This window comes from Vreelandella populi (genome assembly GCF_003989825.1).
Lineage (GTDB): Bacteria > Pseudomonadota > Gammaproteobacteria > Pseudomonadales > Halomonadaceae > Vreelandella > Vreelandella populi.
In genome coordinates this window covers 47,792-59,530 of sequence record NZ_RZHE01000012.1, presented here as the reverse complement: position 1 = coordinate 59,530, position 11,739 = coordinate 47,792, and the positions used below count along the sequence as shown (strand labels likewise).

Genomic DNA, 11,739 nt, shown 5'->3' with positions numbered 1-11,739 from the left:
TGCTGCGCTGTGCGTTAAACCCCCAGCATGGAATTGAGATGCTCGCGCCGAGTAGGCAGCTGTACGGCGCTGATTTCCTCGACGATCTGCCCATGATCCATCACGAAGTGGCGGTCAGCCAATGGCGCGGCAAAGCGGAAATTCTGCTCTACCAGCACGATGGTCATGCCACGTGCCTTCAACAACATCAGCACCTCGCCAAGCTTTTGCACGATAACGGGCGCCAGACCTTCGGTGATCTCATCGAGTAGCAAGATACGCGCCCCGGTACGCAGAATGCGCGCCATGGCCAGCATCTGCTGCTCGCCGCCGGAAAGCCGTGTGCCCTGGCTTTTGCGCCGCTCATACAGGTTGGGAAACATGGCGTAGATCTCATCCAGACTCATCCCGCCGGAGCTTACTGTGGGCGGCAGCAACAGGTTTTCATGCACATCCAGGCTTGCGAAAATGCCGCGCTCTTCGGGGCAGTAGCCAATGCCCAGCCGTGGAATATGGTGCGGCTTCATGGAAAGCGTTTCCTGGCCGCTAATGACAATGGAGCCGGTGCGCCGCCCCACCATGTTCATCATGGCTTTCAGCGTAGTGCTACGTCCTGCACCGTTGCGGCCCAGCAGCGTCACCAGCTCGCCCTGCCTTACATCAAAATTGACCCCGTGAAGAATGTGCGACTCGCCGTAAAAGGCGTGCAGGTCTTTGACTCTGAGCATTTCCCGGGATTGATACCGGGCGGTGGGTTCGGTGGCTACGGCGTTGGCAGTCATCATGCGCTCGCCCTCTCTTCAGCGGCGTCACTGCCCATGTAGGCCTCACGCACCAGCGGGTTATTCGAAACGCTCTGATAGTCGCCTTCTGCCAGCACCGCGCCACGGGCAAGCACGGTGATCTGATCGCACAAACGGCTCACCACGCTCAGGTTGTGCTCTACCATCAGGACCGTACGCCCGGCGGATACCCGTTTGATCAGCGCCACAATGCGATCAACATCTTCCGCACCCATTCCTTGGGTGGGTTCATCGAGCAGCATCATCACCGGGTCCAGCGCCAGCGTTGTGGCCACTTCCAGTGCGCGCTTGCGGCCATAAGGCATTTCCACGGTCAGCGTGTCGGCGTACTCCCGCAGGCCCACTTCCTCAAGCAGCGCCAAGGCACGCTCATTAAGATGATCAAGCGACTTTTCCGATTTCCAGAAGTGGAAGGAGGTGCCCAACTGGCGCTGCAAAGCGACGCGAACATTTTCAAGCGCGGTCATATGGGCAAACACGGCGGAGATTTGAAACGAACGCACCAGTCCAAGACGGGCAATCTGGTTGGATTTAAGCGAGGTGATCGGCTTACCGCGATACATAATTTCGCCCCGCGTAGGGGGAAGAAACTTGGTAAGTAAATTGAATACCGTAGTTTTACCAGCGCCGTTGGGGCCAATCAGGGCATGGATATGCCCTTCCTGCACGCTTAGATTGACATCATCCACTGCCGTAAAGCCGCGGAACTCTTTGGTCAGCCCTCGCGTTTCGAGAACTGGTCCTGTAGAGATAGTGGGTGCACTCATTTAGTGACAGGCCTCTTATTGTTCTTATCGTAATGGTGCTGATCGATTATGGGCTGACGTTTCCTCAACCCCAGCTGCTTTTATAAAGTTATTGAGTCAACGTTGTTATTATTGTTAGCTGGCAACCTATCTTTACCTTTACGTAAAGCTTAAGTGCAAACTAGCAACCTCTGGCGTGCAATTACAATTACAACTTTGGTCTACAAAACGTAACGTTCAATTTGAAGTTGATCTAAATGTTTTATTTAACAACAGCCTATAAATTAATATCTATAAGTAGCGCGAAACAATGAATTCTTTACGTTAACGTCAACTTGTTTTAGCCTCATGAGCTGTGTTCCATGGAACAGTCCCTTTCAAGAGAATCAGGCTAATGAGCAAAACCTACTCGATCAGCGAACTGGCCAGCGAGTTTGACGTGACCACGCGCAGCATCCGTTTTTATGAAGATCAGGAGCTGCTGCACCCGGCTCGCCGGGGCCAAACGCGCATCTACAGCAGCAAGGATCGTGTACGGCTAAAGCTCACCCTGCGCGGCAAGCGGCTGGGCCTGTCTCTGGCAGAAATTCGCGAACTCTTCGAGCTTTGGGATGAAACCAGAAGCGGCAGCGAAAAGCAGCTACATCTCATGCTGAGCAAAATTACTGAGCGCCAGGCGGCCCTTGAACAGCAAATGAAAGATATCACCATGGTGCAGCTGGAGCTGGAAAGCGCCGAGATCCGCTGCCGCCAAGCGCTTGAAGAGCTACACGAAAAACAGAGTGACGAAGAGCGCGCCAAGACCCCTTCGTCTGCCTCTTAATATTTCAGACGCGCATTAGCTATTTCATTAACTGTCCCAGTAACTATCCCATTAACTGTCTTACTAACTATTTAACTAACGCTCTCATTACCTCTCTAACAATGTCTCAATAAACAGGTGATTGATCATGTTTTCTCTCTACTCAGAACTCAATTTCGGCCTGGATGACGAAATGAACATGCTGCGCGAGCAGGTCAACGCCTTTGCCGCCAGCGAAATTGCCCCGCGTGCCGCAGAAATCGATCGAAACAACGAGTTCCCTAACGACCTCTGGCGCAAGTTTGGTGATATGGGACTGCTGGGGATTACCGTTTCTGAAGAGGATGGCGGCAGCGGTATGGGTTATCTTGCCCACTGCATCGCCATGGAAGAAATCTCCCGGGCCAGCGCGTCTGTGGCGCTGTCTTATGGCGCGCACTCCAACCTGTGCGTGAACCAGATCAAGCGCAACGCTTCACCCGAGCAGAAAGCCAAATACCTGCCCAAGTTAATCAGCGGCGAGCACGTGGGCGCGCTTGCCATGTCAGAACCCGGTGCGGGCTCGGACGTGGTCTCCATGCAGCTGCGCGCCAAGAAAGCGGGCGACAAATACATCCTTAACGGCAACAAAATGTGGATTACCAACGGCCCGGATGCGGATGTGTTGGTGGTCTATGCTAAGACCGACCCGGAAGCGGGTTCCAAAGGCATTACCACTTTTTTAATCGAAAAAGGCATTCCGGGGTTCTCTACGGCGCAGAAGCTCGACAAGCTGGGCATGCGGGGCTCCAACACCTGTGAGCTGGTATTTCAGGATTGCGAAGTGCCTGCTGAGAACGTACTGGGCGAGGAAGGCAAAGGGGTGCGTGTACTGATGAGCGGCCTGGATTACGAGCGAACCGTACTGGCCGCGGGGCCAGTGGGCATCATGCAGGCTGCCATGGATGTCGTGATGCCTTATATCCATGAACGCAAACAGTTCAATCAGTCAATTGGTGAGTTCCAGCTGGTGCAGGGCAAAGTCGCGGATATGTACACCACGCTCAATGCCTGCCGCGCCTACCTTTATGCCGTTGCCGCCGCCTGCGACCGCGACCAGACATCACGCAAGGATGCCGCGGGCGTCATCCTTTACTGTGCTGAAAAAGCCACGCAGGTGGCGCTGGATTCCATTCAGCTACTTGGCGGTAATGGGTATATCAACGAATACCCCACCGGGCGGCTGCTGCGCGATGCCAAGCTGTATGAAATTGGTGCAGGCACCAGCGAGATTCGGCGAATGCTGATTGGCCGTGAACTCTTCACCGAAAGCAAGTAGGGGCGCGCCATGAGCATGATTAACAGCCAGGTTAATCCTAGAAGCGATCTGTTCCAGGCCAACGCGGACGCGATGCTTCGTGAAGTGAGCAAGCTGCGTGAGCTAAATGCCACAATCGCCCAGGGCGGCGGCATCAAGGCCCGCGAGCGCCATGAAAGCCGGGGCAAGCTGTTTGCCCGCGACCGGATCGACCACTTGATTGACGAAGGCTCGCCCTTTCTGGAATTTTCGGCTCTTGCCGCCCACCAGGTATATGAAACCGAGGTACCGGCGGCGGGCGTGATTACCGGTATTGGCCGGGTAACCGGCGTTGAGTGCGTGATTGTAGCCAACGATGCCACGGTCAAGGGCGGCACCTACTTTCCGCTCACCGTTAAAAAGCATATTCGCGCTCAGGATATCGCCCGCAAGCATCGTTTGCCGTGCATTTACTTGGTGGATTCAGGTGGCGCCTTTCTTCCCCGCCAGGATGAGGTGTTCCCCGACCGCGACCACTTCGGGCGTATCTTCTATAACCAGGCCACGATGTCTGCCGAGGGCATCCCGCAAATTGCCGTGGTGATGGGCTCGTGCACCGCAGGCGGCGCCTATGTGCCGGCCATGGCCGACGAATCGATCATCGTTAAAGAGCAAGGCACGATCTTTCTGGGTGGCCCGCCGCTGGTGAAAGCCGCTACCGGCGAGAGCATTAGCGCAGAAGCGCTAGGCGGCGCCGATGTGCATGCCAAGGTAAGCGGCGTGGCTGATCACTACGCCGAAAACGACCTGCATGCCCTGCAGCTGGCACGTGCCTGCGTTTCACGCCTGAACTGGCAAAAGCGTGGGAGGCTTGCTATGCAGGCACCAGAGCCGCCCAAGCTCGACCCATCTGAGCTTTACGGCATTGTGGGCACCGATCTTAAAAAGCCCTTTGATGTTCGCGAAGTGATCGGCCGGATTGTCGATGCCTCCAACTTTGACGAATTCAAGCGCTACTACGGCGATACCCTGATCACCGGCTTTGCGCATATTCATGGCCATCCGGTAGGCATCGTGGCCAATAATGGCGTGCTGTTTTCAGAAAGCGCGGTAAAAGGCGCCCACTTTATTGAGCTATGTGCGCAGCGCAAAATTCCACTGGTTTTCCTGCAGAACATTACCGGCTTTATGGTGGGCTCCAAGTACGAGCACGAAGGCATTGCCAAGCATGGTGCCAAGTTGGTCACCGCCGTGGCGTGCGCCAAGGTGCCCAAGTTCACCGTGTTGATCGGCGGAAGCTTCGGGGCCGGCAACTACGGCATGTGCGGGCGGGCTTATGATCCTAACCTCTTATTCATGTGGCCCAACGCGCGTATTTCCGTGATGGGCGGAGAGCAGGCCGCAGGCGTCCTCGCTCAGGTTAAGCGCGAACAGTATGAGCGCGAAGGTCGCGAATGGAGCAAAGAGGAAGAAGAGGCCTTCAAGCAACCTACTCGGGAACAGTACGAGCATCAGGGCCACCCTTACTACGCCAGCGCTCGGCTGTGGGACGACGGCGTGATTGACCCGCTGCAAACTCGCGATGTGCTCGGCCTTTCGTTAGCCGCGGCGATGAATGCCGAGATTGAAGAGACGCGCTTTGGCGTGTTCCGGATGTAGAGGGCACACCATGACTTATTCGACACTGACGATTGAGAACGGCGTTGCGCGGCTCACGCTAAACCGTCCAGAGGTTCATAACGCCTTTGACGATAGTTTGATCGCTGAGCTAAACGAGCATTTAACAAAGCTGCATCTACTTGCTGAAGCGGGCGATGTACGGGTCGTCGTATTGAGTTCTGAAGGCAAAAGCTTCTCGGCCGGTGCGGATTTGAACTGGATGAAGCGCATGGTCGATTACGATCTGAAAGACAATCTTGCCGATTCGCGCAAGCTTGCCCAACTGATGCACTGCCTGGATACGCTGCCCTGTCCCACACTGTGCCGGGTGCAAGGCGCGGCGTTTGGCGGCGCGGTGGGGCTTGCCGCTTGCTGCGATATTGTCATTGCCTCCCAGCAGGCCAAATTCTGCCTCTCGGAAGTCAAGATCGGGCTTTCGCCTGCCGTCATCAGCCCTTACGTACAACGCGCACTGGGCGTACGCCAGATGCGCCGCTATGCGCTAAGCGCTGAAGTGATGAATGCCCCAACGGCGCTTGAGCTGGGTCTGGCTCATCAGGTCGTGGAGCACGACTCACTCGATAGCGCGGTGAAGGCAATGCTCGATACTCTGCTGGCAGGCTCTCCCCAGGCGCAGCGGGCCACCAAAGCACTATTGGCGACCGTTAGCCAGTCGCCAGATAGTGACGCCACGCGGGAACAAACCTGTCAGGTGATTGCCAAGCTGCGGGTGAGTCAGGAAGGTCAGGAAGGGTTGGCAAGTTTTTTTGAAAAACGTCGCCCTGCCTGGAATCAACGTTCCGATACCCAACAACAATAGTGCCGCGGAGCCCCGTTTATGACTTCTGAAATGAACAAGTTCGACACTCTACTGGTGGCTAACCGCGGCGAGATTGCCTGCCGAGTAATGCGCACCGCCCGCCGGATGGGGCTTAAAACCGTTGCGGTTTATTCTGATGCCGATGTCAACGCCCACCACGTACGCGAAGCCGATGAGGCCATCCGCTTAGGCCCCGCCGCCGCGCGAGAAAGTTATTTGAATATCGACGCGGTCATTGAGGCCGCCAAACGCACCGGCAGTGGCGCTATCCACCCAGGCTACGGCTTTCTCTCCGAGAATGGCAGCTTCGTTAGTGCCTTGGAGCAGGCGGGCATCATCTTTGTCGGCCCGCCCGCCTCGGCCATTGCTGCCATGGGTGATAAATCTGCGGCCAAGGCACGCATGGCCAATGCGGATGTGCCGCTAGTGCCGGGCTACCATGGCGATAATCAGGATGATGCCCTGCTTTTTGAGGAGGCCGACAAGATTGGCTACCCGGTCATGCTGAAAGCCAGCGCCGGTGGTGGTGGCAAAGGCATGCGCGTCGTCGAGAAAAGCGCAGCCTTTCAAGCCGCACTCGAAGGCTGCCGACGTGAATCCAGGGCGGCGTTCGGCGATGACCGTATGTTGATTGAAAAATATCTGGTCCAGCCCCGCCATGTGGAAGTACAGGTATTTTGTGATGCCCACGGCAACGGGGTTTATCTGTTCGAGCGCGACTGTAGCGTTCAGCGCCGCCATCAAAAGGTTCTCGAAGAGGCCCCCGCCCCCGGCATGACGCTTGAACTGCGCCAGGCCATGGGTAATGCGGCCGTGCGTGCCGCCCAAGAGATCGGCTATGTAGGCGCGGGTACTGTCGAGTTTCTTCTCGATGCCGATGGTTCGTTCTACTTTATGGAGATGAACACTCGCCTGCAGGTCGAGCACCCGGTGACCGAAATGATTACCGGGCAGGACCTGGTCGAATGGCAGCTACGCGTGGCCATGGGTGAGCCACTGCCCTGCACTCAGGACGAGCTGACCATTACCGGGCACAGCTTTGAGGCTCGGATTTATGCTGAAGACCCGGATCAGGATTTTCTGCCCGCCACCGGGCAGCTCACTCGCTTTACGCTGGATTTAGCGGGAGCAGGTTTGCAGAGTGATCAGGTACGCCTGGATAGCGGCGTCGAGAGCGGTGATACGGTGTCCATGCATTACGACCCCATGCTCGCCAAGCTGATTGTGCACGGCGTGGATCGTAACGCGGCGCTGGCCACCCTTAACCGGGCGCTCGCCGCGCTGGATGTACAGGGTGTGATCACCAACCGGGCCTTTTTGCAGCGCCTGGCGACACACCCCGCCTTCAAGAATCTGGAGTTGGATACGCGATTTATCGAGCGCCATGAGGCAACGCTGTTTGCCTCGCACAACTACGCGCCGGAAGATTACGCCAGTGCCGCGCTGGTGGGCCTGCACCAGCTTACTCAAGAGAGGGAAAGCGCCTCCCCCTGGGATCGCCACGACGGCTTTCGCCTTAATGCACCCCATACGGTGCGTATCGCCTTGAGTGACCCCAAGTCTTCTCAGTCATCCGAGAATGAGAGCCCCCTGGTGGTCGTGGAAGGCCAGCGTAACCCCGGTGAGCAGAGTTGGCGCTTAACCGTTAATGGGCAAACCTTTAGTGCCAGCCTGACGTCCTTAACCGGTGATGCGGTGGCTATCACGCTTGATGGGCATCGTCGCCGCTTGCAGGTCCAGCGAGACGGCAATGTATTAATTCTGGTCGATCCTGATGGCGAAACACGCCTGGTTTGGCAACGTATGGACGCCGTTGACCATGGCCAGCATGAAGTTCAGGCGAGCTTTACCGCGCCGATGCATGGCACCGTGGTGGCGCTGCTGGTTGAAGCCGGGGCAAGCGTTGAAAAAGGCATGCCGCTAATGGTGATGGAGGCCATGAAAATGGAGCACACCATGTCCGCCCCAGCCAATGGCCAGGTGGAAAACTTTCACTTCAAGGCAGGCGACACTGTCAGCCAGGGTGATGTGCTGCTCGACTTTGCCCCCAGCGAATAAGGAGCCTAACCATGCCACTGCGCCACTCTAACCTCCCCCAGCGCGTACGCCTGTTTGAAATGGCCCCCAGAGACGGCTTGCAGAACGAACCGGGGGCTATGGTACCTACCGAAACCAAGATCGAGCTGATTCATCGGCTTGCCAATGCAGGTATCCGCTATATCGAGGCGGCAAGCTTCGTCTCGCCCAAATGGGTACCGCAAATGGGGGATGCCGTTGAGGTCATGCGCGGTATCAGTCGCGAGCCCGGCGTGGTGTATTCAGCACTGACGCCCAATCTTCAAGGGTTTGAAAACGCCCTGGCCGCAGGCGTTGAAGAGGTCGCGGTGTTTGGTGCCGCCTCGGACTCTTTCTCGCAAAAGAACATCAATTGCTCGATTGCCGAATCCCTCAAGCGCTTTGAGCCTGTGCTGAACCGCGCCTTGGATGCCGGCGTGCGCGTACGCGGCTACGTTTCCTGCGTGCTGGGCTGCCCCTATGAAGGCGATATTGCCCCCCAGAGCGTAGCCCAGGTTGCCCGTGCCCTGCATGACATGGGCTGCTATGAAATATCGCTGGGCGACACGATTGGGGTGGGCACGCCGCTGGCCGCCAAGCGGATGATTGATGCGGTTGGTCAACAGGTGCCCGTTGATCAACTGGCCGCGCACTTTCACGATACCTATGGCATGGCGATCGCCAATCTTTACGCGGTGATGGAAGAAGGCGTTAGCGTGATTGATGCGGCAACCGCAGGCTTGGGTGGCTGCCCTTATGCCAAGGGCGCCTCGGGTAATGTGGCCACCGAAGACGTACTCTATCTTCTTGAAGGGCTGGGTATTGAAACAGGCATCAACCTTGAGGCTGTGCTGGAAACCGGCTATTGGATGACGAGTCAGTTAGGCCGCAAACCCGGCTCGAAAGTGGCCCTGGCCAGAGGCAACTGCCCACAATAAATTTCTAAATGCAGTCCATTCGATCAGACAATAAAAACATTCGGAGAGACATCATGGCGCTACAGGCACCCGACCTATCTACCCAAGCACTATCTACTCAAACCGTATCTACCCAACCCCTGCCCAGCTATACCAGCAGCACGGCGGATAAACCGCTTCTCGGCATGACCATTGGCGATAAATTTGACCAGATTGCCGCCCAGTATCCTGATAACGATGCGTTGATTGTGCTGCATCAAAATATTCACTGGAACTACCGCGAGCTCCATGAAGAGGTGAACCGCTGCGCACGTGCCCTGCTGGCCATAGGCGTACAGCATGGCGATCGGGTCGGCATGTGGGCGCCTAACTGCGCAGAATGGACATTGACCCAGTTCGCAACGGCCAAAATCGGTGCCATTTTAGTGAATATCAACCCGGCCTACCGCACCCATGAGCTCGAGTACGCGCTCAACCAATCCGGGGCGCGTTTTCTGGTCTGCGCGGATAAATTCAAGAGTTCAGACTACCGCGGCATGCTTTATGAATTGGCGCCGGAGCTTCAAACTAGCACCGAAGGCCAGCTTAAATCGCAAAAACTGCCTCAGCTTGAGTGTGTGATCAACTTAAGCGCGGACAAACACAGCGGCATGTGGCGCTGGAGCGATCTTATGCAGGAGGCAAGCAAGGTTAGCCAAACCGATGTCAACGACCTTCAGGCCACGCTACAGTTTGATGACGCGATCAATATTCAATACACCTCGGGTACCACCGGCTTTCCCAAGGGCGCCACGCTTTCTCACCATAATATTCTCAATAACGGTTTTTTTGTCGCCGAGAGTATGGGGTTTACCAGCCAGGATCGTCTGGTCATTCCGGTACCGCTTTACCACTGCTTTGGCATGGTGATGGGCAACCTGGGTTGCATGACCCATGGGGCGGTGATGATTTACCCCGATGAAGGCTTCGACCCCGGCAAGGTGCTCAAGGCGGTGCACGAACAGAAAGCCACGGCGCTTTATGGTGTACCTACCATGTTTATCGCCGAGCTGGATCACCCCGATTTTGCCGCAACCGACCTCTCCACGCTGCGTACCGGCATCATGGCAGGCTCCATTTGTCCGGCCGAGATCATGAAGCAGGTCATTAACAAGATGAACATGAAGGGCGTGCAGATCGCCTACGGCATGACCGAAACCAGCCCGGTTTCCACCCAAACCGGCGCAAATGACAGCATTGAAAAACGGGTTTCTACTGTAGGCCGCACTCAGCCGCACCTGGAAACCAAGATTGTCGACCCCGGCAACGGCGGCATTCTGCCCCGTGGCGAGATTGGGGAGCTGTGCACCCGAGGGTACAGCGTGATGCTCAAATACTGGAACAATGAGCAGGCGACATTGGATGCCATTGATAACGCAGGCTGGATGCATACCGGCGACCTGGCCACTATGGATGACGAAGGCTACGTGCAGATCGTTGGGCGCATCAAGGATATGGTGATTCGTGGAGGCGAGAACGTCTACCCCAAAGAAATCGAAGAGTTCCTGTATACCCATCCGGCAATTTCCGATGTTCAGGTAACCGGCGTGCCGGACAAGAAATATGGCGAAGAGCTGGTGGCCTGGGTAAAACTGAGCAGCACGGCGGGAGAGATCACCGGCGAGGATCTGCGGGAATTTTGCAAGGGCAAGATCACTCATTTCAAGATCCCTCGCTATTTCAAATTCGTTGATGAATTCCCCATGACCGTGACCGGTAAAATTCAGAAGTTCAAGATGCGTGAAATCTCGATTCAGGAGCTGGGTCTGGGCCAAGAGTCTTCTTCATGACCTCGGCGCAACTGGCGGCGCATTACCAACAAGGGCTTCGCGATGCCGAGGTGCTGGCGCAGATTCAAAGCCACTACCCGGCGGGCCCTACGCTGCACCAGCTTGCCCCACTGGATCAGCTACATATTGGCGGGTTGAGCGCTTCTAAACGGTTACTTGGCTTACTTGAACCGGCGACTCACCCGCGCGTGCTGGATATTGGCGCAGGCCTTGGGGGGCTGATGCGCCAGGGCGCGGCAATGGGCTTTCAGATGACCGGCCTGGATATTACTCATCGCTTTAGCACGCTTAATAAGGCAATAAGCGCACTGACCGCGTCATCGGGTTCGCCGCTTTATTGGATAACCGGTGATGCTTGCACTATGCCGTTTGCTAATAACACTTTCGATGCGCTGCTCTTTCAACATAGCCTTTTGAATATGCCCGACGTATCCAGAGTGCTGAGCGAGAGCCACCGGGTATTGCGCCCCGGCGGGAAACTGGTCATGCATGAAGTAGTGAGTGGGCCTAACCCAGGCACACTGCGTTACCCGGTCCCCTGGGCGGCCACGTCTGAGCATTCCCATCTGAACGACCATTTTGCTTTGAAAGCGCTATTGGATGAGAGCGGCTTTACCCTGGAACATGACGTGGATTGGAGCGACATCGCCCTTGAATGGCGCGAGCGTCAGCGGGGTAAGGAGCAAACCACCCAGGCTCCCATACTCTCCCCAAGGTGGGTATTCGGTGATCGTTTTCTGGAAATGGGGAAAAACCTCGTACTTAATCTCAAATCAGGTGCAATTAACTTGGTAGAAATACGCGCCTGTTGCTAAGCTAGTGGGGATAATAATTAAGGCCAAGGATGAGGAAT

At 56.2% G+C, this 11,739-nt stretch carries 10 protein-coding genes; 8 read left to right on the top strand and 2 right to left on the bottom strand.

The annotated features are described in order from the left end of the window. Positions 1 to 14: 14 nt before the first annotated feature. On the bottom strand, positions 15 to 764 hold the full coding sequence (locus ELY25_RS12530; RefSeq protein WP_126951615.1) for an ABC transporter ATP-binding protein: 750 nt from the start codon (positions 762 to 764) through the stop codon (positions 15 to 17). Next, positions 761 to 1,549, bottom strand: a complete 789-nt coding sequence (locus ELY25_RS12525) for an ABC transporter ATP-binding protein (RefSeq protein WP_126951614.1) — start codon at positions 1,547 to 1,549, stop codon at positions 761 to 763. Before ELY25_RS12525 ends, ELY25_RS12530 begins: the two co-directional genes overlap by 4 nt. 373 nt (positions 1,550 to 1,922) lie before the next feature. On the opposite strand from ELY25_RS12525, the gene ELY25_RS12520 reads away from it, so the two are divergent. The 8 genes from ELY25_RS12520 to ELY25_RS12485 all read left to right on the top strand — a co-directional run bounded on the left by ELY25_RS12520 (position 1,923) and on the right by ELY25_RS12485 (position 11,701). Beyond that, entirely contained in the window at positions 1,923 to 2,351 is a 429-nt protein-coding gene (locus ELY25_RS12520; RefSeq protein ID WP_126951613.1) for a MerR family transcriptional regulator, read from the top strand. Between the two features lie 127 nt (positions 2,352 to 2,478). After that, positions 2,479 to 3,648, top strand: a complete 1,170-nt coding sequence (locus tag ELY25_RS12515) for an isovaleryl-CoA dehydrogenase (protein ID WP_126951612.1) — start codon at positions 2,479 to 2,481, stop codon at positions 3,646 to 3,648. Between the two features lie 9 nt (positions 3,649 to 3,657). Beyond that, on the top strand, positions 3,658 to 5,265 hold the full coding sequence (locus ELY25_RS12510) for a carboxyl transferase domain-containing protein (protein ID WP_126951611.1): 1,608 nt from the start codon (positions 3,658 to 3,660) through the stop codon (positions 5,263 to 5,265). Positions 5,266 to 5,275: 10 nt separating this feature from the next. Beyond that, positions 5,276 to 6,085 (top strand): enoyl-CoA hydratase/isomerase family protein, encoded by an 810-nt coding sequence (locus tag ELY25_RS12505; RefSeq protein ID WP_126951610.1) that lies wholly within the window; start codon positions 5,276 to 5,278, stop codon positions 6,083 to 6,085. Positions 6,086 to 6,103: 18 nt separating this feature from the next. After that, on the top strand, positions 6,104 to 8,143 hold the full coding sequence (locus tag ELY25_RS12500; protein WP_126951609.1) for an acetyl/propionyl/methylcrotonyl-CoA carboxylase subunit alpha: 2,040 nt from the start codon (positions 6,104 to 6,106) through the stop codon (positions 8,141 to 8,143). Between the two features lie 11 nt (positions 8,144 to 8,154). After that, on the top strand, positions 8,155 to 9,078 hold the full coding sequence (locus ELY25_RS12495; protein WP_126951608.1) for a hydroxymethylglutaryl-CoA lyase: 924 nt from the start codon (positions 8,155 to 8,157) through the stop codon (positions 9,076 to 9,078). Between the two features lie 164 nt (positions 9,079 to 9,242). Continuing rightward, positions 9,243 to 10,886: an AMP-binding protein gene (locus ELY25_RS12490; protein ID WP_236995741.1), complete on the top strand. Its 1,644-nt coding sequence runs from the start codon at positions 9,243 to 9,245 to the stop codon at positions 10,884 to 10,886. Beyond that, the gene (locus tag ELY25_RS12485; RefSeq protein WP_126951607.1) at positions 10,883 to 11,701 is read left to right on the top strand and encodes a class I SAM-dependent methyltransferase; all 819 of its coding nucleotides are present in this window, start codon (positions 10,883 to 10,885) and stop codon (positions 11,699 to 11,701) included. The genes ELY25_RS12490 and ELY25_RS12485 overlap by 4 nt, the downstream gene beginning before the upstream one ends. Positions 11,702 to 11,739: the final 38 nt, after the last annotated feature.